The organism is Acidovorax sp. IB03 (assembly GCF_016406015.1).
In the GTDB taxonomy this organism is placed as follows: Bacteria; Pseudomonadota; Gammaproteobacteria; order Burkholderiales; family Burkholderiaceae_C; genus Acidovorax; species Acidovorax temperans.
Window position 1 is genome coordinate 1 of the sequence record NZ_JAEFCH010000014.1, and the last position, 25,312, is coordinate 25,312.

22 protein-coding genes, 1 other RNA gene and 1 pseudogene are annotated in these 25,312 nt (G+C 66.2%); 10 read left to right on the top strand and 14 right to left on the bottom strand.

What is annotated here, in order from left to right:
• From IHV84_RS09875 to IHV84_RS20675, 5 genes and pseudogenes are all read left to right on the top strand, one after another.
• A partial coding sequence (locus IHV84_RS09875; protein WP_198846732.1) for a transposase occupies positions 1-546 on the top strand: 546 nt, incomplete at its 5' end.
• A 276-nt stretch (positions 547-822) separates the two neighbouring features.
• Entirely contained in the window at positions 823-1,863 is a 1,041-nt protein-coding gene (gene pyrC / locus IHV84_RS09880) for a dihydroorotase (RefSeq protein WP_198846733.1), read from the top strand.
• Positions 1,848-2,585, top strand: a complete 738-nt coding sequence (locus IHV84_RS09885; protein WP_240485308.1) for a DUF3025 domain-containing protein — start codon at positions 1,848-1,850, stop codon at positions 2,583-2,585. The genes pyrC and IHV84_RS09885 overlap by 16 nt, the downstream gene beginning before the upstream one ends.
• Positions 2,586-2,802: 217 nt before the next feature.
• On the top strand, positions 2,803-3,681 hold the full coding sequence (gene htpX / locus IHV84_RS09890; protein ID WP_198846734.1) for a protease HtpX: 879 nt from the start codon (positions 2,803-2,805) through the stop codon (positions 3,679-3,681).
• Positions 3,682-3,883: 202 nt separating this feature from the next.
• Positions 3,884-5,463: pseudogene (locus IHV84_RS20675) on the top strand (methyl-accepting chemotaxis protein).
• A 10-nt stretch (positions 5,464-5,473) separates the two neighbouring features.
• Here the strand turns inward: IHV84_RS20675 and IHV84_RS09900 are convergent.
• The 8 genes from IHV84_RS09900 to IHV84_RS09935 all read right to left on the bottom strand — a co-directional run bounded on the left by IHV84_RS09900 (position 5,474) and on the right by IHV84_RS09935 (position 14,460).
• Entirely contained in the window at positions 5,474-6,988 is a 1,515-nt protein-coding gene (locus IHV84_RS09900) for a DASS family sodium-coupled anion symporter (RefSeq protein WP_198846735.1), read from the bottom strand.
• Between the two features lie 145 nt (positions 6,989-7,133).
• Entirely contained in the window at positions 7,134-7,682 is a 549-nt protein-coding gene (locus IHV84_RS09905) for a VUT family protein (RefSeq protein ID WP_198846736.1), read from the bottom strand.
• Positions 7,679-9,400 (bottom strand): NAD(P)/FAD-dependent oxidoreductase, encoded by a 1,722-nt coding sequence (locus tag IHV84_RS09910; protein ID WP_198846737.1) that lies wholly within the window; start codon positions 9,398-9,400, stop codon positions 7,679-7,681. Before IHV84_RS09910 ends, IHV84_RS09905 begins: the two co-directional genes overlap by 4 nt.
• Before the next feature lie 175 nt (positions 9,401-9,575).
• Positions 9,576-10,589, bottom strand: a complete 1,014-nt coding sequence (locus IHV84_RS09915; protein WP_198846738.1) for a lysylphosphatidylglycerol synthase domain-containing protein — start codon at positions 10,587-10,589, stop codon at positions 9,576-9,578.
• Positions 10,567-11,808 (bottom strand): cardiolipin synthase ClsB, encoded by a 1,242-nt coding sequence (clsB, locus tag IHV84_RS09920; RefSeq protein WP_198846739.1) that lies wholly within the window; start codon positions 11,806-11,808, stop codon positions 10,567-10,569. The genes IHV84_RS09915 and clsB overlap by 23 nt, the downstream gene beginning before the upstream one ends.
• Positions 11,805-12,569 (bottom strand): endonuclease/exonuclease/phosphatase family protein, encoded by a 765-nt coding sequence (locus IHV84_RS09925; RefSeq protein WP_198846740.1) that lies wholly within the window; start codon positions 12,567-12,569, stop codon positions 11,805-11,807. Before IHV84_RS09925 ends, clsB begins: the two co-directional genes overlap by 4 nt.
• Before the next feature lie 197 nt (positions 12,570-12,766).
• Positions 12,767-13,684 (bottom strand): cysteine synthase A, encoded by a 918-nt coding sequence (cysK, locus tag IHV84_RS09930; protein ID WP_066691378.1) that lies wholly within the window; start codon positions 13,682-13,684, stop codon positions 12,767-12,769.
• 173 nt (positions 13,685-13,857) lie between these two features.
• A complete protein-coding gene (locus IHV84_RS09935; protein WP_198846741.1) occupies positions 13,858-14,460 on the bottom strand; it encodes a class I SAM-dependent methyltransferase in 603 nt (200 codons plus the stop codon).
• 81 nt (positions 14,461-14,541) lie between these two features.
• On the opposite strand from IHV84_RS09935, the gene rnpB reads away from it, so the two are divergent.
• An RNA gene (gene rnpB / locus IHV84_RS09940) (RNase P RNA component class A) lies at positions 14,542-14,909 on the top strand.
• Positions 14,910-14,973: 64 nt separating this feature from the next.
• Here rnpB and IHV84_RS09945 read toward each other — a convergent pair.
• The 5 genes from IHV84_RS09945 to IHV84_RS09965 form a co-directional block, all read right to left on the bottom strand.
• Complete coding sequence (locus IHV84_RS09945) at positions 14,974-16,194, bottom strand: M48 family metallopeptidase (protein ID WP_198846742.1); 1,221 nt, start codon at positions 16,192-16,194, stop codon at positions 14,974-14,976.
• 3 nt (positions 16,195-16,197) lie between these two features.
• Positions 16,198-17,469 carry a YjgN family protein gene (locus tag IHV84_RS09950; RefSeq protein ID WP_044397727.1) on the bottom strand — a complete coding sequence of 424 codons (1,272 nt, stop codon included), beginning with the start codon at positions 17,467-17,469 and terminating at the stop codon, positions 16,198-16,200.
• A 131-nt stretch (positions 17,470-17,600) separates the two neighbouring features.
• On the bottom strand, positions 17,601-18,386 hold the full coding sequence (locus tag IHV84_RS09955; RefSeq protein WP_198846743.1) for an rRNA pseudouridine synthase: 786 nt from the start codon (positions 18,384-18,386) through the stop codon (positions 17,601-17,603).
• Positions 18,387-18,424: 38 nt separating this feature from the next.
• Positions 18,425-20,104, bottom strand: a complete 1,680-nt coding sequence (locus IHV84_RS09960) for an MBL fold metallo-hydrolase (RefSeq protein ID WP_198846744.1) — start codon at positions 20,102-20,104, stop codon at positions 18,425-18,427.
• Positions 20,105-20,167: 63 nt separating this feature from the next.
• Positions 20,168-20,365, bottom strand: a complete 198-nt coding sequence (locus IHV84_RS09965; protein ID WP_044397721.1) for a hypothetical protein — start codon at positions 20,363-20,365, stop codon at positions 20,168-20,170.
• Between the two features lie 223 nt (positions 20,366-20,588).
• On the opposite strand from IHV84_RS09965, the gene dapF reads away from it, so the two are divergent.
• From dapF to IHV84_RS09980, 3 genes are all read left to right on the top strand, one after another.
• The gene (dapF, locus tag IHV84_RS09970; RefSeq protein ID WP_066695646.1) at positions 20,589-21,479 is read left to right on the top strand and encodes a diaminopimelate epimerase; all 891 of its coding nucleotides are present in this window, start codon (positions 20,589-20,591) and stop codon (positions 21,477-21,479) included.
• On the top strand, positions 21,476-22,168 hold the full coding sequence (locus IHV84_RS09975) for a DUF484 family protein (protein ID WP_044397717.1): 693 nt from the start codon (positions 21,476-21,478) through the stop codon (positions 22,166-22,168). Before dapF ends, IHV84_RS09975 begins: the two co-directional genes overlap by 4 nt.
• A gap of 173 nt (positions 22,169-22,341) precedes the next feature.
• A complete protein-coding gene (locus IHV84_RS09980; RefSeq protein WP_198846745.1) occupies positions 22,342-23,313 on the top strand; it encodes a tyrosine recombinase XerC in 972 nt (323 codons plus the stop codon).
• 46 nt (positions 23,314-23,359) lie between these two features.
• Here the strand turns inward: IHV84_RS09980 and IHV84_RS09985 are convergent, their stop codons facing one another.
• The gene (locus IHV84_RS09985) at positions 23,360-23,881 is read right to left on the bottom strand and encodes a chemotaxis protein CheW (RefSeq protein WP_066695636.1); all 522 of its coding nucleotides are present in this window, start codon (positions 23,879-23,881) and stop codon (positions 23,360-23,362) included.
• 151 nt (positions 23,882-24,032) lie between these two features.
• On the opposite strand from IHV84_RS09985, the gene IHV84_RS09990 reads away from it, so the two are divergent.
• A complete protein-coding gene (locus IHV84_RS09990; protein ID WP_198846746.1) occupies positions 24,033-25,277 on the top strand; it encodes a class I SAM-dependent rRNA methyltransferase in 1,245 nt (414 codons plus the stop codon).
• Positions 25,278-25,312 lie beyond the last annotated feature (35 nt).

Here is a 25,312-nt window from a genome sequence, read left to right on the forward strand (position 1 = left end):
CAAGCGCGCAAGGCACACCCGCATCTGCCCAGCCACTGGCAGGCACGCCTGATCGAGGTGAGCGTGGGTGGACGGCTGCGCCGCTTCATCACATCCTTGCTGTGTCCCCGCACGCATCCGGCGCAGGAGCTGGCCGAGCTCTACCACCAGCGCTGGGAGATCGAGTTGGGGTTCCGGGAGATCAAGCAGACCCTGCAGGAAGGTGAGCCGGTGCTGCGCAGCAAGCAGCCCGCGCTGGTGCGCCAGGAGCTGTGGGGTGTGCTGATCGCCTACACGCTGCTGCGCCGCTGGATGCGCGAGATGGCAGCGCACGTCCAGGTCGAGCCCCAGCGCATCAGCTTCCACACAGCCAGCTACGCCATCGTGAACTTACTGGCGGTCCCCAGCCTGGACTCTGCCGGCACCTTGCCCAAGCAGTTGGCAGCCCTGTTGGCGCAATCGCGACACTTCGTGCTGCCGCCACGCCGCACTGGGCGCAGCTTCCCAAGGGTCGTCAAAAAACGCGCTTCCAAATTCCCAACGAAAAAAATGCCAGTCAGCTCTTAACTGACTGGCATTGGCCCTCGGGTGCCTTTTTTTATGTGGACAGGTGCGGTGTGGGTCGTCGAGATCGGGGTGCGACGGTCAAGGCCGGCTTCCATCACGCTCCGGGCACAGTGTCTCAAGGCCTCGGGCAATAGAGGCCAATCGCTGTGTGCGCTTCTTGGGTTTGAAGTGATTTATGGCTCTAGCGCCCGTATGTAAAGCGCAGGCAGCTATGAAAAACATAGCAATTCTACAGAAGGCTGTGGCAGGGCTGGAGGCAATGGGACAATGGAGCCCATGACTGCAGCACCCCACACCCTCACCATCACCCGCCCTGACGACTGGCATCTGCATGTGCGCGACGGCGAACCCCTGCACACCGTCGTGCCCCACACGGCCGCCCAGTTTGGCCGTGCCATCATCATGCCCAACCTGCGCCCGCCGGTCACCACGGCCGAGCAGGCCCTGGCCTACAAGCAGCGCATTCTGGCCGCCGTGCCCGCAGGTGTGAGCTTTGAGCCGCTGATGACGCTGTACCTCACCGACAACCTGCCGCCCGAAGAAATCGCGCGCGCCAAGGCCGCTGGTGTGGTCGCCTGCAAGCTCTACCCCGCCGGTGCCACCACCAACAGCGATGCGGGCGTGACCGACATCCGCAAAACCTACAAGACCCTCGAAGCCATGCAGAAGGCAGGCATGCTGCTCTTGGTGCACGGCGAAGTGACCAGCAGCGACATCGACCTGTTTGACCGCGAGGCCGTCTTCATTGAGCAGCAGCTCATCCCGCTGCGCCGCGACTTTCCCGAATTGAAGATCGTCTTCGAGCACATCACCACCAAAGACGCTGCCGACTACGTGGCCGAGGCCGACCGCTACACGGCCGCCACCATTACCGCGCACCACCTGCTCTACAACCGCAACGCCATCTTTGTGGGCGGCGTGCGCCCCCATTACTACTGCCTGCCCGTGCTCAAGCGCGAAACGCACCGTGTGGCCCTGGTGCAGGCCGCCACCAGCGGCAGCCACAAGTTCTTCCTGGGTACCGACAGCGCCCCGCACCCTGCACACCTCAAGGAACACGCCACCGGCTGCGCAGGCTGCTACACCGCGCACGCCGCCATGGAGATGTATGCCGAGGCGTTTGACAACGCGGGCGCGCTCGACAAGCTCGAGGGCTTTGCCAGCTTCCACGGCCCCGACTTCTACGACCTGCCGCGCAACACCGGCACCATCACCCTGCGCCGCGAGTCGTGGACGCCGCCCGAAAGCTTTGTGTTTGGCGAGGCCAACCTCAAGCCCCTGCGCGCTGGCGAAGCGTTGCCGTGGCGCCTGGTGTAGAGCGCATCGACTGGGCTGCCCCCTGGCTGCAGCCCTGGCAGACCCGGGGAGAGCCTCTGGCGGCTGCGCTGCAAGCGGCCGGTGTGCCAGTGCATGCCGCGCTTTCAGCCGCCCCCGCGCCGGTGCGTTTTGTGCCCCAGAGCGATCTGCCCGAGGGGCAGGCCTACGAACAATTCATCTGGGACACCCGCTGCGTGCCCACGCGCGACAACCTGCACGATTTTTTCAACGGCCTGGTGTGGCTGGAATTTCCGCAGGCCAAGCGGCGCATCAACGAACTGCAGGCCCAGGCGATTGCGCAAGACGGCGTGGGCGCGGTGCGCGGCCCGCTGCGTGACGCGCTCACGGTGTTTGATGAAAACGGGGCCCTGCTGCAAGCGCCCGCTGCGCTGTGGCAGGCCCTGCGCGCGCGGGACTGGCAGCGCCTTTTCATCGAGCTGCGCCCTTTGTGGGCCGAGGCCCGGCTGTTGCTGTTCGGCCACGCCCTGCTGGAAAAGCTGGTTTCACCACGAAAACCGATGGTAGCGCACGTCTATCAAGCGCCGCAAGCTATAAAATCCATAGCTGCTTTGGATGGCTGGCTGGCGCAGGCCATGCAGCCCCAGCCCTGGGATGCCAAGCCTTTCGCACCCCTGCCGGTGCTGGGGGTGCCCGGCTGGTGGCCGGGCAACGAAGCGCCGGAGTTTTACGCAGACGCCCAGGTGTTTCGCCCGCCCCGGTGAGCAGACACCAGCCAGGGCCACATCCTGGGCAGGCGGCGTAATTCCCGCCATGGCCTGTGTGATAAGCCCTGCAGTGAGTTTGCCCCTACCATAGCGCGATGCAATCGCGTCCATGAAGGGGCGGCGGGCCGGCAATCCTGCCATCCATGCTTGAACTGCACGGAACCAGCCCCCACATGAGCGAACAAACACTTGTTGTTGACCCCACGGAGAGAACATGAAACGGATCTTGTTATTTGTATTGACCAACCTGGCCGTCGTGCTGGTGCTTGGGGTGGTGGCCAGCCTGCTGGGTGTAAACCGCTATCTCACCGCCAACGGCCTGAACCTGGGCGCGCTGCTGGGCTTCGCGCTGGTCATGGGCTTTGGCGGCGCCATCATCTCGCTGCTCATCAGCAAGCCCATGGCCAAGTGGACCTCGGGCGTGCGCGTGATCGACGGCTCCGGCTCGCCCGACGAGCGCTGGATCGTCGAGACCGTGCGCAAGTTTGCCGACAAGGCGGGCATCGGCATGCCCGAAGTCGGCATCTTTGAAGGCGACCCCAATGCCTTTGCCACGGGCGCGTTCAAGAACTCGGCCCTGGTGGCCGTGTCCACAGGCCTGCTGCAAGGCATGACCCGCGAAGAAATCGAGGCCGTGATCGGCCACGAAGTGGCCCACATCGCCAACGGCGACATGGTGACCATGACGCTGATCCAGGGTGTGATGAACACCTTCGTGGTGTTCCTGTCGCGCGTCATTGGCTATGCAGTGGACAGCTTCCTGCGCAAGAACGACGAGGAAAGCTCCGGCCCCGGCATCGGTTACTACGTGACCACCATCGTGCTCGACATCGTGCTTGGCTTCCTGGCTGCGATCATCGTGGCCTGGTTCAGTCGCCAGCGGGAATTCCGCGCCGACGCCGGTGCAGCCCAGCTGATGGGCCGCCGCCAGCCCATGATCAACGCCCTGGCCCGCCTGGGCGGCATGCACCCCGGCGAACTGCCCAAGAGCGTGGCCGCCATGGGCATTGTCGGTAGCATTGGCAAGCTGTTCAGCACCCACCCACCCATTGAAGAGCGCATTGCCGCCCTGCAAAACGCGCAGCAGCAATAACGACCGGCGCAACGCCTTCTCGGCCCTCAAGGCCGCCGCAGTCTGGTACTGCGGCGGCTTTTTTGTTTTGGGGCTGCTCTCGCGCGCGCAGTGGCAAGCTGGTGTCGGTTCGTTCAAGGGTTCGTCACCATTTGTCGATATCACTTCGGTAGCGGCCGCACCGGTAAGGCCGCGATTGTCATTTCCTCCTCACGAGAACCCTATATCTATCTCCCACGCACGTGTTGCAGTCCGCTTGGCCCTGGCTTTTGGAGTGGTCTGTCTCGTCATGTCCCTGTCGGCAGCGGTAGGCATCTGGCGACTGGCGGGCTTGCAGGACATTGCGGATGACCTGGGCGGTGCATCGTCCGAGCGCGCGTTGCTGGCGCGTTAACTGCACGCGATCGTGGTGCCCAGCTCCGCCCGCGCGGAAACGCTGTTAGAGATCGACAACCCAGCTTACGCCGCGCGCATCGAAGCCGACCGCAAAACCACCTCGGTCCGTTCCTCTGAAGTGCGCAAGCGCCTGGACGAGCTGGCAGCAGATGCGGAGTCTCAGGCGCTGTTCGACGCCATCGACAAGGCTGGCAATGGCTTTCGCACGGCGCGGGATGACCTCGTAAAGCGCCGCAAGGCGGGCGAGGCTTTGCCGCCAGACGCCATTGCCAACCAGCTGCGGCCTGCGGCTGATGCCTATGCGGCAGCGGTGAACAAGCTGGCCGAATTCCAGCGCCAGCGCGTGGCAGAGGCCCGTGAGGCCGCCGCGCGCAGCGAACGCCAAGGCACACGCTGCTGGCGGCGGGCTCGCTGGTGGGCCTGTTGCTCAGTCTGGCCTGCGCTTGGCTGCTGTCGCGTTCCATTCTGCGGCCTCTGGCTCATGCCTCCGAAGTGACCGATCGCATTGCCGAAGGTGACCTCACCTCGGCTGTGCCCGAGCCGCAAACGGGCAGCCGGGACGAACTGCGTGCCCTGTTGGCGCGCCTAGCGGGCATGCAGGCGCGCCTGGCGGAGTTGGTGGTGGGCATGCGCCAGGCCAGTACGTCGGTAGCGGGCGCCAGCAGCGAGATAGCTGCAGGCAACAGCGATCTGTCGGCGCGTACCGAGCAGACGGCCTCCAACCTTGAAGAGATCGCTGCGAGCATGGAGGAACTCCTGGCCACCGTGCGGCACAGTGCTGATGCGGCTGTACAGGCCAACACCCTGGCCACGGATGCCAGCAGCGTTGCCCAGCGCGGCCGTGACGCTGTGGACCGTGTGGTGGGCACCATGGACGGTATCGCACTGTCGTCGCGCCGCATTGCGGACATCACCAGCGTGATTGACGGTATTGCGTTCCAGACCAATATCCTGGCACTGAATGCGGCGGTTGAAGCGGCGCGGGCCGGTGAGCAAGGCCGGGGCTTTGCCGTGGTGGCCAGCGAGGTGCGCAGCCTGGCGCAGCGCTCGGCCACGGCGGCCAAGGAGATCGGTGGGTTGATCAGCGACAGCGTGCGGCAGGTGGACGAAGGCACCCAACTGGTCCACGCTGCGGGCGGCACCATGGGCGAGATTGTCCAATCGGTGCAGCAGGTGGCCACGATCATTGGCGAGATCAGCACTGCCGCCCGCTAACAGACCACGGGCCTGAGCCAGGTGAGCGAAGCCGTGTCGCAGCTTGACCAGATGACCCAGCAGAATGCCGCGCTGGTGGAGGAGTCCTCCGCCGCTGCGCAGGGCTTGCGAGTGCAGGCGCAGCAGCTGGCAGGTTTGGTAGAGGCCTTCCGCCTGCCCGCTGCGGCAGGTGTACTAAAGGCGCTGCGGTGATAGGGGCGCATCAGGCGCGGGTCACCATCAGCCCCAGCCAGGGCCAGTAGGTCAGCGCAAACACCACCAGCAGAACCACCGCCGCCAGCGTGATCACGATGCCGGTGCGCACGAAGTCGCGCGCCTCGAAGGTGTCGGTGCCGTAGGCAATCATGTTCTGCGGTGCGTTCACCGGCAGGATGAAGCCGAAGCTCACCACGAACTGCAGGATCATCGTCATGCCCACGATGTTGATGCCCGGCGTTTGCACGGTGGACAGCACGCTGATGACGATCGGGATCATGGTGGACGCCAGGGCCGTGGCGCTGGCGAAGCCCAGGTGGATGACGATCAGGAAGGCCGACAGCAGCATCAGAATCACGAAGGCCGAGGCCATTTGCAGGCCAAGGTTGCTCACAATGAGCTGCGCCAGCCAGCCAGCGGCCTTGGTCTGCAGCAGCGCAGACCCCACGCTGATGCCCACGGCAAACAGCACCACGGTGCCCCAGGGGAAGCCCTTTTGCGACTGCTTCCAGTCCATCACGCCGATGCGTGGGAACAGCATCAGCGCCACGGCGGCGATGGTGGTGGAAGTGGTGTCAAAGTTGTGCAGCACCTTTTCGGTGGACCAGAACCCCAGCAGCACCAGCACCACCGCCAGCAGCTTCCACTGGTTCAGCGTCATGGGGCCGAGTTCGGCCAGTTGCTGGCGAATGGCTTCCTGCCCGCCAGCAATTTCCTTCATCTCGGGCTCCATCATGCGCGTCATGATGAAGAACAGCGCCACCGTCATCAGCCCGGCAAACGGGGCCGCTGCCACAAACCATTCACCCCAGGTGATCTGGGCGCCCAGCTGCTTTTCGATGAAGCCGATGGCCACCATGTTTTGTGCGGCAGCCGTCTTGATGCCCACGTTCCAGATGCTGGCGGTTTGCGCCGTGGTGATGACCAGCAGGGCGGCAAAGCGGCTCTTGCGGTCCACCTTGAAGGCGAGCACGAAGCCCATCATGATCGGCATGAGGCAGGCCACGCGGGCCGTGGTGCTGGGCACGATGAACGACAACAGAAAGCCCACCACCATGGCGCCGATCACGATGTGGTGCGTCTTGGCCCCTACTTTCGACAGCACCGTGAGCGCAATGCGCCGATCAAGCCCGGTGGCCGTCATGGCCGATGCGATAAAGCACGCAGCTGCCACAAGTGCCACGGCACTGTTGGCAAAGCCCGAAAGCGCGAGGTTCAGCGCCGCGCCGGTGCCCATGTCCGGCCCGTCGGGCTTGGCCACGCTGGGCGCATAGGCCAGCAAAAACACCATCAGCGCAGCAATCACCACCGCGCTTGCCGAATATTCGAGCGCCTCGGTCATCCACACGATCACGGCGAAGGCCAGGATGGCCAGCATCGTCTGCCCCGCCAAGGGCAAGCCCGCCGGGGTGGGCAGCGCCAGCACCAGTATCAGCGCGAGCACCGCGCCGACCAGGCCGAGCCGTTTGGAGAGACTGCCCGAAGGGGCTGCGGGGGTTGCACTGGGCGCGCTGGAAGACATGGAACAACTCCGGTTTGTGAAAGCGCGGGAGCAATCCGCCGAAGGCCACTTCAGCGAGATGCGCGCAGACCCCAAGTGTTGCGCGCTGCCCGGCGCGCGGGTTGATGCAAGTCAGGAGGGGGCGCGGTGCGGCCGCGCCACGGCGTCAGGCGGCGCGCTGTGCCAGCTGCCGGCCGATGAACAGGCGAAACGGCAGCAGCAGCGCCACGCCCAGTGCCAGCTTCACGGCCAGGTCGCCCAGTGCCCAGGTCACCCAGGGGTCCTCGGTGCCCGCAAAGGCAATGCTCCAGAACACGGCGGTGTCCAGCACCGCAGCCAGCAAGGTGGCCACCAGCGGAGCGCGCCACCAAGTGGCATGCCGCAACCGGTCAAACACACCAATGTCCAGCCATTGCGACAGCAAAAAGGCGGTGCCTGAGGCTACGGCAATGCGCGCGGGTGCCAGCACCAGCGATGCCGCTACGGCTGCGGCAAACCCCACCCAGGCCACGCGCCGGGCCTGTGCTGGCCCATGGGCACGGTTGACCAGCTCGCTCACCAAGAAGGCCACCGGGTAGGTGATGGCGCCCCAGGTCAGCCAGTCGTTGATGGGGAACTGCACCAGGATGTTGGAGGCCAGCACCACCACCGCCATGGCCAGCGCTGCGGCGGCAAACTGCGCCTTGCTGGGGCGTTGCAGGGGCGCGACTGTCATGCGGCACCTGTGCCCAGCAGACTGCGCGCCACGGCCTCACCCACCTTGATGCCATCCACACCGGCCGACAAGATGCCGCCCGCGTAGCTGGCGCCTTCACCCGCCGGGTACAGGCCGGCGGTATTCAGGCTTTGCAGGTTATCGCCCCGCGGGATCTTGAGCGGCGAGGACGTGCGTGTTTCCACCCCCGTCAGCACCGCGTCGTGCATGTCAAAGCCCTTGATCTTGCGCCCAAACGCGGGCAGGGCTTCGCGCATGGCCTCGATGGCGTAGCCGGGCAGGGCGGCGTGCAGGTCACCCAGGGCCACGCCGGGCTTGTACGAGGGCTCCACCCCGCCCAGTTGGGTGGACGGCTTGCCCGCGATGAATTCGCCCACCAGCTGGCCCGGCGCGCTGTAGTCGCGCCCGCCCAGCACAAAGGCGTTGGACTCGAGCTGGCGCTGCAGCACGCTGCCCGACAGTGGGTGGAACTGCCCGGCAGGCAGCGCCTCCACGCCATAGGTCTGGCCCAGGTGGGCCTCGAACGCAGCGGGGTCGTGCGGATAGTCGCGCGGGTCAATGCCCACCACCATGCCAGCGTTGGCGTTGCGTTCGTTGCGTGAGTACTGGCTCATACCGTTGGTCACCACGCGGTTCGGCTCGCTGGTGGCGGCCACCACCGTGCCTCCGGGGCACATGCAGAAGCTGTAGACCGCACGGCCGTTTTGTGCGTGGTGCACCAGCTTGTAGTCGGCCGCGCCCAGCAGCGGGTGGCCCGCGTGGCGGCCCCAGCGGGCGCGGTCGATGACGCTTTGCGGGTGCTCGATGCGAAAGCCGATGGAAAACGGCTTGGCTTCCATGGCCACGCCGCGCTCGTACAGCATGGCAAAGGTGTCTCGCGAGCTGTGGCCCAGCGCCATCACCACATGGGAGGCAGCGAGCTCGGTGGTTTCGCCCGTCGCCTGGTTCAGCACCTTGAGGCCGCGCAGGTGGCGTTTATCGCCAGTGCCTTCCACGATGACGTCCGTCACGCGCTGCTCGAAGCGGATTTCGCCGCCCAGCGCAATGATCTGCTCGCGCAGGTTTTCCACCACCTTCACCAGCTTGAAGGTGCCGATGTGCGGGTGGGCGACGTACAAAATTTCTTCGGGTGCACCGGCTTTGACGAACTCGTTCATCACCTTGCGGCCCAGGTGGCGCGGGTCCTTGATCTGGCTGTAGAGCTTGCCGTCCGAGAAGGTGCCAGCGCCACCCTCGCCAAACTGCACGTTGCTCTCGGGGTTGAGCGCGCGCTTGCGCCACAGGCCCCAGGTGTCCTTCGTGCGCTCGCGCACGGTCTTGCCACGCTCCAGCACGATGGGCTTGAAGCCCATCTGCGCCAGCACCAGCGCGGCAAAGATGCCGCAGGGGCCAAAGCCCACCACCACCGGGCGCAGGGGCAGGTCGGCAGGCGCCTGGCCCACCGGGTGCCAGGCCATGTCAGGCGTGGGCTGGATGTGCGGGTTGCTGGCGAACCTGGCGAGCAGCGCGGCTTCGCGCTCGGGCTGGGTCAGCGTGACATCGACGATGTAGACGGCCAGCAGGTCGGCCTTGCGGGCGTCAAAGCTGCGCTTGAAAACGTGGATGTGCGCGATGTCGGAGGCCGGCAGGCCCAGCAGTTGCGAAACGGCAGCGCGCAGGGGCGCCTCGGGGGCCTCGGCCACCGTGAAGGGCAGCCGGATTTCAGAGAGTCGGATCATGGTTTTGCGGGCCCGTGTCGATCGGGCGGCAGGCAAAGTCGAGGGGCCGTGATTTTACCGGGGGTGGCCTTCCTGCGCACCGCCAAACCGTGCGGCGCCCGCCCATGGTGAATGCACTGATTCAAAATTGATAGCTGCAAGCGCTTGTGTAGTAAGCGCTACAGGCCGATTTACCCTAATTTTTGGCAGAAGCTGCTGCACTGTGGCGCCAGCGCAGTTCTGCTGCACCCAGGGCCAGCGACGCCAGCACCAGGGGCACGAAGTAATACAGCGCACGGTAGGCGAGCAGGGCAGCCAGCACCTTGTCCTGCCCCAGGCTGGGGCTGGTCAGCAGGGCAACGCCCACGGCTTCCAGTACCCCCAGGCCCGCGGGAACCCGCAGCACCAGCCCCGCCACGGCGCCCAGCAGCACGGTAGCCAAGGCAGCGGGGTAACTCACCTGCGCCTGCAGCGTGGCCCACAGCGCGGCACCCATCAGCATCCAGTTGCCGGCCGACGCAGCCATTTGCCACAAGGCTACGGGCCAGCGGGGCAGTGCAAACGCGTGGCCCCGCAGCGTGAGGGCACGCCCCGCGCGCAGCGCACACACCACACCGTAAGCCAGTGGAATGCAGCCCAGCAAGGCGCCGCCCAGGCGCCATTGCCATGCGGGTGCACTCCAGCCTGCCAGAGGCGGCGGTGCCCACAGCCAAGGCAGCACGGCAGCCAGCAGCAGGTAGCCTACCCAGTTGGTCAATACGCTGGTGCCCACCACCTGGCCGATGGTGCCCGCATCCACCCCGCGCCGCGCATAGAGCCGGTAGCGCACGCCCACCCCTCCCACGAGCGAGCCCAGGTTCAGTGTGAAGGCATAGCTGGTCATGGCAATGTCCAGCGTGGTGCTGCGCCGCAGGTGGTGCCCGCAGCAGTGGCGCGCCACCAGGTCAAACGTGCCATACAGGCAGTGGCTGGCCAGCGCCAGCGCACCGGCCACGGCGAGGGTGCCCGGGGGCAGGGCACGCAACGCCTGCAGCACGGCGGGCCAGTCCACCGTGCGGGCCTGGCGAAACAGCAACCCGGCCACAAGCACAAAGAATGCCGCGGCAGCCCCGCGTGTCAGCCAGGGCCACCACGGGCGTTGCGCAAGGCTGCGCCAGCCGTGCCGCAGCTCGTGCTGCGGGTGCAGTTCAGGCAGGGCTGCGGGTTGCATGGCGCGTGGGCTCAGCGGCTGGACCGGCTTTGGCCTTGGTGATGACCGGCTCATGGCGGGGCAGCCATCCGGCCCAGGTGGGGAACCAGCGCATGAGGTGGAACACCACATAGCTGCGCAGCAGGCGCAGCCCCTCCCACGGCCCCGAGGGCGAAGCTTGCACCTGGCGGCAGCTGTGGTTCATGAGGTGCGACAGGCGGCGGTGCAGCTGCGCGTTGAAGGCGCGGTCCTGGATGATGACGTTGGCCTCCAGGTTCAGCGACAGGCTCAGCGGATCGAGGTTGCTGGACCCCACGGTGGCCCAGGCCTCGTCCACCAGCGCCACCTTGCCGTGCAGAGGGCGGTCGCAGTATTCGTAAATGCGCACCCCGGCGCGCAACAGGTGGTCATAGAGCAGCGACGCGGCCGTGCGCACGATGGGCATGTCGGGCTGGCCCTGCAGGATCAACCGCACATCCACACCGCGCTTGGCTGCGCGGCGCATTTCCCGAATGAAGCGGTAGCCCGGAAAGAAGTAGGCATTGGCAATCACCACGCGGCTGCGCGCGGCACGCAGGGCCACGCGGTAGTGGCGCTCAATGTCATTGGTGTGCTGTTGGTTGTCGCGGGTGACGAACATGGCGTGCGCCGTGCCCGCGTGGGGGCGCCCCAGCACGCCCGCCTGCCGGGCGCGCTGGCGTTCTGCCTTGGGCAGCACGGCTTGGCGCGTGAAGTGGTGCAAGTGGGCCACCACGGGGCCGCGCACCTGTACGGCGTAGTCCTGCTTGGCCTCGGGGCCGAATTCGGCCACGTGGTCGGCCGAGTAGTTGATGCCGCCGATGAAGCCCAGCTGCCCATCCACCACCACGATCTTGCGGTGCATGCGCCGCAGCACGTTCAGCCGCTGGCCCAGAATGCGCCGCCCCGGGTCAAAAATGCGGAAATGCACTCCGGCGGCCACCAGGCTGCCCACGAACTGTTCAGACAGGTCGGGCGAGCCAAAGCCGTCCACCAGCACGTGCACTTCCACGCCACGTTGCGCGGCGCCCAGCAGCGCTGCGTGCAGTTGCTGGCCTATCTTGTCTTCAAACAGGATGAAGGTCTCCAGCATCACCTCGTGCCGGGCGTTGGCAATCGCATCGAACACGCGGGGGAAGAACTCCTCGCCGTTCTCCAGCAACTCGAAGTGGTTGCCCGGCACCCAGCGGGAGGAGCGCGGTGCAAAGAAGGGGCGGGTCATAGCAGAATCTCCGCTGCCAGTGGGGCGTGGTCCGAGAGTTGGTCCCAGGGTTTGCGGGGCAGCTCCAGCGGCGCGTGCACGGCGGCGTTGCGCACGTAAATGCGGTCCAGCGCCAGCAGCGGCATCGATGCCGGAAAGGTGCGTACCGCACGGCCGAATGCGTGGACGAACACTTCCTCCAAACCGGCTTCGCGCTGCAGCACGGCATGGGCGCGTTGGCGCCAGTCGTTGAAATCGCCCGCCAGCACCACGGGCTCGTCGGCCGGAAAGCCGTTGATCAGATCGCACACGCGCTGCAACTGCTGCTGGCGGTGCGATTCCTGCAGCCCCAGGTGCACGCACACCGCATGCACCGGCAGGTGGTGGCCCGGCGGCTGCAGGACGCAATGCAGCATGCCGCGCCGCTCCGGCCCCCGGATGGAGATGTCGTGATTTTCGTAATGCGTGATGGGAAACTTCGACAGCAGGGCGTTGCCGTGGTCGCCGTTGTCATACACCGCGTTGCGCCCGTAGGCGTATTGCGACCAGATCGTGTCGGCCAGAAATTCGTAATGCGGCACCTGCGGAAAATTGGCCACGCGCTGCGCATGGCGCTGGTGGCTGCCTTGCACCTCTTGCAAAAACACCAGGTCTGCCGCCACACCGCGCACGGCCTCGCGCAGCTCGTGCAGCATGAAGCGACGGTTGAAGGTGGTGAAGCCTTTGTGCACATTCACGGTGAGCACCTTGAACGCAATCGGCAGGGAGGGTGGGGTGGCCATGGGTGAACAAATCGTTGTGAACAAGCCCCTGGGTTGAATCGCGCTACGGGAATCCCAAGGGGTGCAAACGATTGTTGAAGCCACGGGGCTCTACCCGTGTAGGACGGCTGGCCGTGGCGGTGTGCTGCCGTGGCGCAAAAACCAAAGGCCCCGCAGGGCCCTGGTCATTCAGGTGCGTTGCTGCACCGTGAGCGGTATCACGCGGGCAGGAAGCCCTCGACCGACAGGTAGCGCTCGCCCGTGTCGTAGTTGAAACCCAGCACCTTGGCGCCAGCGGGCAGCTCGGGCAGCTTTTGCGCGATGGCCGCGAGCGTCGCCCCCGAGGAGATGCCCACCAGCATGCCCTCTTCGCGCGCGCAGCGGCGGGCGTATTCGCGAGCGGGTTCTGCATCGACCTGGATCACGCCGTCCAGCAGGCTGGTGTCCAGGTTCTTGGGGATGAAGCCCGCGCCAATGCCCTGGATGGGGTGGGGTGCCGGTGCGCCGCCCGAGATCACGGGCGATGCCGTGGGCTCGACCGCGAACACCTTGAGCTGTGGGAACTTGGCCTTGAGCACGCGGGCGGTGCCCGAGAGGTGGCCGCCCGTGCCCACGCCGGTGATGAGCGCGTCCAGCCCATCGGGGAAGTCGGCCAGGATTTCCTGGGCGGTGGTGCGCACGTGGATGTCGATGTTGGCGGGGTTTTCAAATTGCTGCGGAATCCACGCGCCGGGGGTTTGTGCCTGCAGTTCCTGGGCACGGGCGATGGCGCCCTTCATGCCCTTTTCGCGGGGTGTCAGGTCAAACTGCGCGCCGTAGGCCAGCATCAGGCGGCGGCGCTCGATGCTCATGCTGTCGGGCATCACCAGAATCAGCTTGTAGCCCTTGACGGCGGCCACCAGGGCCAGGCCAATGCCCGTGTTGCCTGAGGTGGGCTCGATGATGGTGCCGCCGGGCTGCAGCGCACCCGATTTTTCTGCGTCTTCCACCATGGCCAGCGCAATGCGGTCCTTGACCGAGCCACCGGGGTTGCTGCGCTCGGACTTCACCCACACGTTGGCCGACGGGCCAAACAGGCGGTTGATGCGAACGTGGGGCGTGTTGCCGATAGTTTGCAGAATGTTCTCGACTCTCATGGCGTCTCCTGGAGAAGGGGGGTGAAAAGGTGACGCACATTCTGAACCACTTGTTCTGCCTGCCTGGGCATGTGGATATGCCGCTGCAAAAAGATGCGGATTGGGTGCCAAAAAACCGTCCAGCGCCCGCGCAGAAAGCGGCAGGCGCTATGGTTTTTGATGAGCGTGCCGGCTCAGGGCTTGTGCCCTGTCATCAGGAAAAGCGGGTATTCGCGCCCATTGGAGCGGTGCACGCGCAGCACTTCGGTGAATGCAATGCCCTTCAGCCCCGCCTGCTCGGCCAGCGCCTGCAGTGCATCGGGTGCAAAGCCGAAGTGGTGCACGCCCTTGGCCGCGTTGTCGCCGTGGAAGCTGCCGTCCTCGGCATACAGGTCCACCAGCGCGATGCGGCCGCCGGGCTGGAGCGCGTCAGCAAAGGCCTGCATGAGGGCGCGCGTGTCCGGCACATGGTGCATGGCCATGCAGCTCACGATGGCGTCGTAGCGCTCGGGCAGGCCGTCGAAGATGTCCCGCAGCAGCGTGGTGATGTTGGCAAAACCCTTTTCGCGCAGCACCTGCAGCATGGGGCCGGAGCTGTCCAGCGCGGTGACATGCGCCACATGCGGGGCGATGGCGGTCGCCAGCAGACCGGTGCCTGCGCCAAAGTCCAGCACGCGGTCGGTGGCGGCGAAGGGAACCTGTGCCAGCAGGCGCGGGGGCACGGCGGCCAGTTGCAGTGAGGTGGGGCGCTGGTCCCATTCGCGGGCGCCGGTGTCGAAGTGGGTGGGTTCTGTCATGGCTCGTTGGTGGCTGGTGGAGCATCTATTTTCAATGCCCTCGGCGCAGCGCACGCCATGCTCTGGGATAATCAGCGCCGTGAAGCACGCCAGACCGCCGCTGGTGCAATCTGGGAAACCAGGCACTGGAGGAACGTCCGGACTGCACAGGACAGCGTAGCAGCTAATGGCTGCCCACCGTGAGGTGAGGATCAGAGCAACAGAGACGAGTCCCAGGGGAGTGCCGCAAGGTAGACCACTGGGGGTGAAACGGGCAATCTCTACGCGCAGCAATACCAAGTAGGCCAGCCACGGGAGCAGGGCGACCTCTCTCGACCTTGTGGATCCGCGGGGAGAGCTGGCGGGTAGGTAGCACCGAGCCGTGGTGGCGACACCCGGCCCAGATTAATGGCGGTCACACTGCGGGCAACCGTGGTGCACAGAATCCGGCTTATCGGCGCGCTTCACACTTTATTTTCAAGGGCTGGACTGCCAACGCGGTCCGGCCCTTTTGCTTGGGCGCGCTCAATACGCTCAACGCGCGCAATGCGGCGCGTGCCCTTGCTGCAGCTCGGTGGCGCGCTGCACGGTATCGGGGTGGGAGGCGAGCAGCGACCACACCGGGCTCGATTCCCGTGGGGTGGCCGCTTTGTCCTTGGCCTTGGGGGCAGAGGCCGGCTCGGCGGCAGGGGCGGTCGATTCAGCAGGCTTGGTGCCCTTGGGCTTGTGGGCTTCGTCTTCCTCATCGTGCGCAATCGCCAGCAGCAACTGGCCCATGGGTGCCGTGGGCAGCGATGCACGGCCCATGAGGGCGATGGCGTAGCAGTCGGCCTCGCGCTCGTGGCTGCGGCTGTAGGCGCGGCTGGTGAGCAAGGTGGCCCCGGAGGACACCACGCCCGACACATCGCCCAAGGCCAGCCCCAGGCCCATGTTCAGCACGCCTTGTTCCACCACCATGCGCATGCCGTGGCGGTGCACCACGTGGCCGATCTCGTGGGCCAGCACGCCCACCAGGGCGTCGTCGCTGATGCCCTTGTCGGCCGCAGCCTGGACGATGGCGTCTGTCATCACCACCGTGCCGCCCGGCAGGGCAAAGGCATTGGCAGGCATGCCAGAGCGGAACTCCAGCTTGAGCGGCGGCCGGTAACTGGCGTAGCGCTGGGCGGCGTGGGGGGCTTGCTGGGCCAGGGCTGCAAAGCGTGCGTTGAGCTGGGCGCGCCGCTCGGCGGGCAGCTTGCTGGGCTTGAGGAAGCCGTCGTCCAGGCGCTGCAGCAAGTCGCCGGACAGGCGCGTTTCCCACCCCAGGGGCACCCAGCGCGTGAGCTGCGCCGCTGCCCACGGGGTGCCATAGCGGTAGAACAGACCCAGTGCCACGACGGACACCGCCACCGCGCCCAGCAGCAAGGGCCAGCGCGTTTGCATGCGCTGGGCCACGCCGGGCCTGGCGCCCGCAGCCGCCCAGGCGCTGTACCACGCGGCCACGGCGTCCACCTCCAGGCTGCCGCGCTCGCGCAGGTCCACCACCACACGGCGCTGGGGGCGGCGGTCGCTCCAGGCCTCGGGCCAGCCCACCTGGGCGTGGGTGAACACCTGGGGCGCAGCGCCCGGTTCGTTCAAGGGGTGCAGCAGCAGTGAAGGCCCCTTGGCCCCGGCCTGCAGCACCACCATCACGGGGCGTGGCTTGCTGCTGAGCCCATCAAACCAGCGGGCGGGCAGCATGGGGGCTGCGGCCTCTGGGCCTGCGGTGGGGGTCATGCGTCAGCCGATCAGGTCCAGGCCAGCGGCGTCGGCCAGCGCATCGCCCAGGCCACCTTCTTGCTGGCGCACCAGCACGCCTGCCACCTGGTCGGCCCCGCCCTTGATGTGCAGGGTGACCGATTCGAGCTTCATGCGGTATTCGCTCACCCGTGCGAAAGGGCGGTAAAAGCCCAGGGTCAGCAGCGTCAGCACCATGTTCTTCAGGCGCAGCCGCACAAAACGGCCGGCGCGCAGGTTGCACTTGAAGCGCGCGATCTGGCTCACGCCGATGTTGTTCCACAGCAGCTGGAACATGCGCGCCTCGCGGTAGGCGCGGGCGGGGGCCGATGCGAGCAGCAGCAGAAAGAAGAAGCCGATGACGCCCACGATGGCAATCACGATGATCCAGAAGATGTTGCCCTTGCCCGCGCCCTTGCTCATCAGCAGCATGGCGATGGAGCCACCGGCCAGCGCCGTCACGGCCAGCCACACCACCAGCACGCAGGCAATGAACACTGCCACGGTGGCCAGCCATACCTTCACGAAATCGGTGTACACAGGCTTCCAGCGCCCGTGCTCGTTGCCCAGGCGGGCACGCAGCACCAGCAGGCTTTTGTAGTTGTATTCGAGTCGGATAAAGCACAGGATGGACAGCAGCAGCCCCAGGCCCAGCAGGGTGCCCATGGGGGCGGTGAACTGCGGCTTGACCTTGGGGGCACCGCTGGCGGCCGGGCCATCGAGGGCCTGGGCCAGTTCGGGCGAGAGGATCTGCATGCCAAAGAAAACACCAAACCACACCAGCGCCAGGGCAAACACGGGCCAGCTGGCCAGGTACACCTCTTTCCAGCTGGCAGAAAACTGCAGCCGCAGCCCCTTCCAGCGCGTGGCCCCCAGCCGAAAACGCATGGCGCTGGCCCACAGGTAGGGGGCCAGCGCGGCGCCGGCCAGCAGCATCAGTCCCACGGCCAGGTCCTGCCCCGTTTTGGCGGCAATTTGGTAGGCGATGGAAATGAGGGCCAGCAGCACGAAGCCCAGCACCATCTTGCGCTGCTGCGCCGTGAATTCGAGCGGGCTGTGGGCGACCAGGCTGTGGCCGTAGAAATACATGGCGGTGCGCCGGCGCGCCCAGGGGGTGTAGAACCCCAGCGTGACGATGCCCAGCAGCACGTTCACGATCCAGACCCGGAAGTACTCACCGCCGCTGCCGGTGAATTCCATCGGATACGCCTCAATGTTCTGAGACATGAAAACCGACGGCTGTTCTGCAGCGCCGCCTTGGGTGTTGTGGTGCATTCTCTCCCTCCCTTTTGTGGGCGCAGTTTAGCAGCCGACCAGGAGGGGTTTGTTTGAAGCGAAAAGTGCCTTTGGCGCAATCGTGGCAAGCGCTGGCAGCTATGGTTTTGGTAGCTCTGGGGTGGGCGCAGTCAGAACTTTTCCCAGGGCTGCAGGTAGCGCCACTGCCCTTCAGGCACCTTGGCCAGCGGCACCCGCCCGATGCGGATGCGCTTGATGCCCAGCACGCGCAGGCCCACAGCCTCGCACATGGCCGGAATCTGGCCGGGGCGGATGCCCTTCAAGGCAAAGCGCAGTTTGGTCTCGTTTTGCCAACTCACCTTGATGGGGGGCAGTGGCCGCCCGTTGAACGACAGGCCGTGGCACAGGCGCTGCAGCCCGTTGGGCGCAATCTCGCCCGCCACCTCGACGATGCACTCCTGCTCCAGCGACTCAATGTCTTCCACCAGTTTGCGCGCGATGCGCTTGTCTTGCGTGTAGACCACCAGGCCGCTGGCTTCGGTGGGCAGCGGTGTGAAACATTCCTGCTGCTTGAAGTGGCGCTGCAGCACACGGATGCCGCTGGCGTCTTCAGGCAGGTGCGATGCGGCGCTCAGCAGCGTGATGGCCTGCGCTGCGCCCTGGCTGCGGCTGCCGTGGGCAGCAGCGCCCTGCGGCAGGCCCAGGCCCGCTTCAAAGCCCACGGGCTTGTGCAGCAGCAGCGTGACCGGCGTCAGCTCCAGCAGGCTGGCGTCGGGCGCTACGGTGACGACCTGGTCCGGGCGCACGCGCGCGCCGGGGGCTTCTTCCAGCTGCCCGTCCACGCTCACAAAGCCGCCCTCGATGAACTGTTCTGCGGTGCTGCGCGAGCAGTTCAACTGCTCGGCCACCCGCTTGGCCAGGCGGATGTGGTTGGGATCGGGATTCGGTGCGGTCATGGAGGCGGGGCTCGTTTTTCTTGTGGAGGGGGCAGGGGTCAATTGTTGCCGGGTGGCAGGGTGCGGATGCGCTCGACATGGGCCAGCAGCGAACGCTGGGCCACGGGCCACATGCGCGGGGGCACATCGCTGTAGGCGTGGCGCACCCAGTCTTCGGGCGTGCCGTCGGGCAGGGCTTGCATGGCGGCCAGCACTTTCGCTTCGCGCGCCAGGCGGTGGGCTTTGAGCTGCGCGATGGCGCCCCGCGCATTGTCCAGCACATAGCCGTGTGCGGGCAGGATGAATTGCACGTCGTGTTCGGCGCACAGGGCATCGAGCCGGTCGAGCGAGTCGAGGTAGTCGGCCATGTTGCCGTCGGGCGGGTCGATCACGGTGGTGCTGCCGTTGAGGATGTGGTCCCCGCTGAACAGCAGGCCGTCTTCGCGCAGGATCAGGCACAGGTGGTTGGCTGCGTGGCCGGGGGTGTGCACCACTTGCAGGGTATGGGTGATTTCGCCCTCCAGCGCTTTACCAGAAAGCGCCAGCAGCTCATTATTTTGTAGCGCCCTGTCGGGCGTGAACTGGCTCACCACCCGCGCGGTGGGGGCCGATGGCAGGCCCAAAATGGGCGGCTTGGCCCGGCCCGCGCGTTCGCACATCGCTTGCAGCGGGGCTGCACCAGGGGAATGGTCGGGATGCGAGTGGGTGCACACGATCATGCGGATATCGCCGCCCGCAGCGCGCCACAGCTTTTCCAGGTGGTCGGGGTCGGCCGGGCCGGGGTCGATGGCGATGAAGCCGGTGCCCGGCTCACCCACCAGGTAGCTGTTGGTGCCGGGGCCGGTCATCACGCCCGAATTGGGGGCGGTGAGGCGCTGCACGTTCTTGAGCAGCGGCACGGGCCGCTCGCTCTGCCAGTCCAGCGGGTGCGCGATCTGGCCGTCGGGGCACACCAGGGCCAGTTCGCCGAAGGGGGCATCGCCTTCCATGTAGTGCGCTTCCTTGCCGCCCAGCAGCCCGGCGCGGGGGCAGCTGGTCCACAGCGGCTTTTCGTGCGCCAGGGCGGCCAGCACGGCGTCGGTATTGGCAAAGCGGGCCAGCCACTGCAGGGTGCGGATGGTCGGGAAGATCATGAAGAACTGGCCTGCCTCGTGCCGCGCCAGTGCGTCGGCCGGGCGCACCCACACGGGCTCAAACTGCTCGGTTTCGTCGGCCACGGGCTCTTGCCCCTCGGGCATGCGCGCCACCAGGAAGGGCACGGCAAAGCGCCGGGGCAGGTCGCGGTCGGCCGTCCAGTGGGCCAGCAGGAACACGCTGTCGGCGGCCAGGCGCAGGCCGCGGGCGCTGCATTGCTCGGCAAAGGGCTGGTGGCGGTCCAGCGCGGCAATGTCTTGCGCGTCGGCCATCTGGCCTTGGCGGGGGCCGCTGGCATGGCGCGCCAGCAAAATGCCCAGCTCTTCAAAGCTCTCGCGAATGGCCGCAATGGCCTGGGTGAGGTGTTCGTCGCTTTGCGTGGGGCGCCGGTCGGCCACCGGGTGGGCCAGGCGGTCTGCCTCGTCAATGCCCCCGCCGGGGAAGACATACGCCCCCGGCGCAAAGCTGGCTTTGCCAGAGCGCCGGGTCATCAAAACTTCAAGATCGCCGCCCGGCGAGGCATCGCGCAGCAGCAGCACGGTGGCTGCGTGCAGGGGGCTCACGGGCTGGCGGGAGGGGTGCAGGTGCTGGCTGGTGCGTGGCATGGGGCCATTATCGGCACTCTGGCCGGGGGTGCACCCGGCCACACGCTGCGGGGCGGCTGGGCTTCAGCGCGCGGCGCGCAACTGCAGCAGGCGCTGCAGCACGGCGTCGATCACCGTGTTGGCGCCTTCCAGGTTGCAGCTCCACAGCATTTCAAGCAATTCGATCAGCGCAATCGCGTTGTTTTCCATCAAGGCTGCCTGCGATGCAGCCTGGAGGTTGCTGGCCTCCAGATCGTTCAGAACTTCCACCGTCAAACCCATGGGGCACTCCTTTTTTTGCGGGCCCCATGGTAGGCGCTGGGATTGACTGCGGTCATGCCGCGCGCATGATCAAGATCAAACGCGGGCCAGAAACCGCGCCGCCCAGCACCTGGCCGCGGCCGGGCGGGTTCCTGCAGGCGAAGTGCGTGGGGGAGCAGTGGGGCGTGGGGCTCTCGGGGCTGGAGGCCCCATCACGCGGCCGGGCAGCGACGATAATCCGCGCATGCAGATTCGCTTCACCAAAATGCAGGGCGCTGGCAACGATTTCGTCGTGCTGGACGAAACCCAGGGCCGCCTGGGGCTCACGGCTGCGCACTACCGCTACCTGGCCGATCGCCACTTTGGCGTGGGCGCGGACCAGATCCTCACGGTGCGCCGACCCACCGCAGATGCCGCCGCGCAAGGCATCGACTTTGAATACGTGATCCACAACGCCGACGGCGGCGAGGTGGAGCAGTGCGGCAACGGCTCGCGCTGCTTCGCCCGCTACGTGCGCGACAAGGGCCTGACGGACAAGGACACCATCCGCGTGCAGACGCTCAGCGGCGTCATCGCCCCGCGCCTCACACCCGATGGCCGCGTGACGGTGGACATGGGCCGACCCGTGCTGGAACCCGCCCGCGTGCCGTTTGACACCGCCGGCCTGCAGCCCGTGGCGCAAGGCTCAGGGCAAAAATGGCCGCTAGCGCTTGATTTACCTGCGCAACCAGCTACTGTTTTGGTAGCAGTGGTATCCATGGGCAACCCGCATGCTGTGCAATTGGTAGAAGACGTGGACACCGCCCCCGTGGCTGTTTGGGGCCCGCTGGTGGAGCGGCATGTGCGCTTTCCGCAGCGCGTGAACGCCGGCTTCATGCAGGTGGTGAGCCGCAGCCATGTACGTCTGCGCGTGTTCGAGCGCGGCACGGGCGAAACGCTGGCCTGCGGCACAGGCGCCTGCGCGGCTGTAGCGGCCGGCATTCGCCTGGGGCTGCTCGACAACGAAGTGCATGTGGACATGCGCGGCGGCCGCCTCACCATCGCCTGGACCGGCCAGGACACCGACACCCTTTACATGACCGGCCCGGCCACCACCGTGTTCGAAGGCCAGATCGACATTCCAGACCACCTATGACCAGCACCCACGTTCCCCCGATCACCGAAGAAGACATCGCCAACTTTCTGACCAACACCCCCGGCTTCTTTGAACGCCATGCCGAGGTGTTGGCCAGCGTGCAGATCACCAGCCCCCACGGCCAGCGCGCCGTGAGCCTGCAAGAGCGCCAGGCCGAGATGCTGCGCGAGAAGATCAAGGGGCTGGAGCACCGCATCATGGACATGGTGCGCAACAGCAACGACAACACCGCCATTGCCACCAAGGTGCACCAGTGGACCAGCGCCTTGCTGCGCGTGAAGGACCCCTTCGACCTGCCCGAGGCGGTGGTCAGCGGCATCCGCACCCTGTTCGACGTGCCCCAGGCGGCCGTGCGTGTGTGGACGGTGGCTGGCCCCTACATCGACGCTGACTTCACGCAAGGCGCGAGTGAAGACGCGCGGGCGTTTGCCTCGTCGCTGACCATGCCGTTTTGCGGCCCCAACCTGGGCTTTGAGCCTGCGGGCTGGCTGGCACAGGAGGCAGGCGAGCCCGCCCAGTCGCTGGCCCTGCTGCCGCTGCGCGAAGGCGCCATCGACAGCGCCACGCCAGCGTTTGGCCTGCTGGTGCTGGGCTCGCCCGACCCGCAGCGCTTTGACGCCACCATGGGCACGGAATTTCTCTCACGCATTGCGGAGCTGGCCAGCGCGGCGCTGGTGCGGTTGAAGTGACGCCCCCCCTGAGCCGCTTCGCGTCTTCCCCCCCCAAGGGGGGGACGCCACCCCTGGACCGGCAAAGCCGGCTCCACGGTGGCACTGGCCTGGGGCAGCGCCGGTTGCGCACGCTGCGCCACAGTGGGTGCACGGACACCTCGGGGCCTGCGCTCACGGCCTTCTAAATCCCCATGCCCGACGCCCTGGTCGCTTCGCTGCCCACCGATCCGCACGTTCTGCGCTACCTGGAGCATGTGCGGGTAGAGAAGCGGCTGGCGGCGCGCACGCTCACGCTGTACACGCTGGATCTGGAAAAGCTCGCGCAGTTTGCGGCGGGGGTGAATCTGCCGTTGCTGCAACTCACCAGTGCGCACATCCGCCGCTTTGTGGCGCAGATGCACAGCGGCGGGCGCAGCGGGCGGGGGATTGCGCTGATTCTGTCGGGCTGGCGCGGGTTTTACACCTGGGCCGGGCGCCAGGGCCTGGTGGCGCACAACCCGGTGCAGGACGTGCGCGCGCCCAAGGCGCCCAAGCCGCTGCCCAAGGCCCTGGGCGTGGACGATGCGGTGCGCCTGGCCGATTACGAAAACACCGGAGCCGACCCCTGGCTGGAGGCGCGCGATGCGGCCATGGTCGAGCTGCTGTATGGCTGCGGCCTGCGTGTGGGCGAGCTGGTGGGGCTTGACGCCGTGGCCAGCACCGAGGCCCAGCGCGAAGGCCGTGGCTGGGTCGATCTGCAGGCGGGCGAAGCCCATGTGTTTGGCAAAGGCAGCAAGCGCCGCAGCGTGCCCGTAGGCCGGGCGGCGGTGCAGGCGCTGCAGGCCTGGCTGGCCCTGCGGACTCAACCGTTTGGGGCCTCCCCAGCCCGGCTCGACGGGGCCTTGTTTGTGGGCCAGCGCGGCAAGCGGCTCACCGCCCAATCTGTGTGGCTGCGGCTGCGCCAGCGCAGCCAGCTGGCGGGGCTCACCACCCCGGTGCACCCGCACATGCTGCGCCATTCGTTTGCCAGCCATGTGCTGCAGTCCAGCAGCGATTTACGGGCGGTGCAGGAGTTGCTGGGCCACGCCAACATCACTACCACACAGGTCTACACGCGGCTCGATTTTCAGCACTTGGCCAAGGTATACGACGCAGCCCACCCGCGGGCGCGCAAAAAGCCCTGAAGCCTGGCGCTACGCGCTGGTCAGCTACTCAGGCTGCGCTTTGGCGTCAATGCGCGCCGACAGTGGACTCACCCAGCACTGTGTCTGATAGGAACTTCTCGATGTCCAGCAAGATGAGCATGCGTTCGTCCACCGAGCCAATGGCCAGAAGGTGCTCAGGGTCGAAGTTGGAGTCCAGCGCGGGCACGGGGCGCAGCTGCGATGGCTCCAGCGTGAGCACGTCTGACACCCCATCCACCACCACGCCGACCACGCGGTCGCCGATGTTGAGCACGATCACCACGGTGAGGTGGTCGTATCGCACCTCACCCACGCCCAGCTTGATGCGCAGGTCGATGATGGGAACGATCACGCCGCGCAGGTTTACCACTCCTTTGAGGTGCTCTGGTGCATTGGCAATGCTGGTGGGCTTTTCGTACGAGCGGATTTCCTGCACGCGCAGGATGTCCACGCCGTATTCCTCGTTGGCGATCTTGAATGCCAGGAATTCCCGAATTTGGGTCAGCGCCCCGGTGCCACTGGAGGCGGCGGAGAGGGAGGTAGATGTGGCAGTTGCGGCGTTGATCATCGGATGCCCTGGCTTAAATGATAACAATATGAATCAAATTTTATCAATGAGAAAAATTGTGTCAATTTTGACAAATTTTTATTTGACTGTGAGGTCATTCGCCGCTGTTCGGGCCGGTGGCTAACGGGATGGCTGCCTGCACAATCCAGGGATGAAAACGATACGACTCAAGCAAGGCAAAGAACGCTCGCTGCAGCGCCGCCACCCCTGGATATTTGAATCTGCCATCGCCAAAGGCGGTGGCGACAGTGGTGAGACGGTGCGTGTGGAGTCGCACGAGGGGCAGTTTCTGGCTTGGGCGGCGTTCAGTCCGCATTCGCGCATCCGAGCCCGGGTGTGGAGCTTTGATGAAAAGCAGCGCATTGATGCTTCATTTTTCATAGCTGCTTGCGCAAGCTCCATAAGCGCTAGAGCCCGATTTGACGTCAAGAGCGATGGCGTGCGGCTGGTGCACGGTGAGTCTGACGGGTTGCCGGGCCTGATCGTGGACCGCTACGGCGACACGCTGGTGGCCCAGTTCACCAGCGCAGGCACCGAGCGCTGGAAGGCGGTGCTGGCCGATGCGCTGCTGAAAGAAACGGGGCTGAGCAAGCTGTATGAGCGATCGGACGCCAACGTGCGCCAGCTCGAAGGCCTGGAGGCCGCCACCGGCTGGCTGCGGGGCGGGCCTGCGGCTGGGCAGACAGGGCAGCCTGAGCCGCCACTGGAGTTGACCATCCACGAACACGACTGGCGCCTGACGCTGAACATTGCCGAAGGCCACAAGACCGGCTTTTACCTGGACCAGCGCGACAGCCGAAAGCGTTTTGCCGACTGCGTTCTGCGGCTGAACCTGCGCAAGGTATTGAACTGCTTTTGTTACACCGGCGGCTTCAGCGTAGCGGCGCTGGCGGGCATGCGGGCGGCCGAGCAGGCCGGCGGGCTGGGCGGTGGTGTGGTGACTTCCATCGATTCGTCCGGCCCCGCGCTGGAGCGGGCCCGCGCCCATGTTTTGCTGAATGGCTTTGACGTGGCACAGGCCCGGTTCATGGATGCCGATGTGAATGCATCGCTGCGCCAGTTCTTGAAGGACGGCGTGCGCTTTGACGCCATCGTGCTCGACCCGCCCAAGTTTGCGCCCACTGCGGCGCATGCCGAGCGTGCGGCGCGCGCCTACAAAGACATCAACCGCCTGGCGCTGCAACTGCTGGAGCCGGGCGGCGTGTTGTTCACCTTCTCGTGCTCGGGCGGCATCAGTGCTGATCTGTTCCACAAGATCGTGGCCTCCGCCGGGGCCGATGCGGGCGTGGATGGCTACATCACCGAACGCCTGGGGGGCGCACCTGACCACCCGATGACACTGGAGTTTCCTGAAGGGGAATACCTCAAGGGCCTGGTGGTGATGCGCAAGGCCTGAGCGGGCACACTTTGTCGCCCGCAGGGGCTTGACAC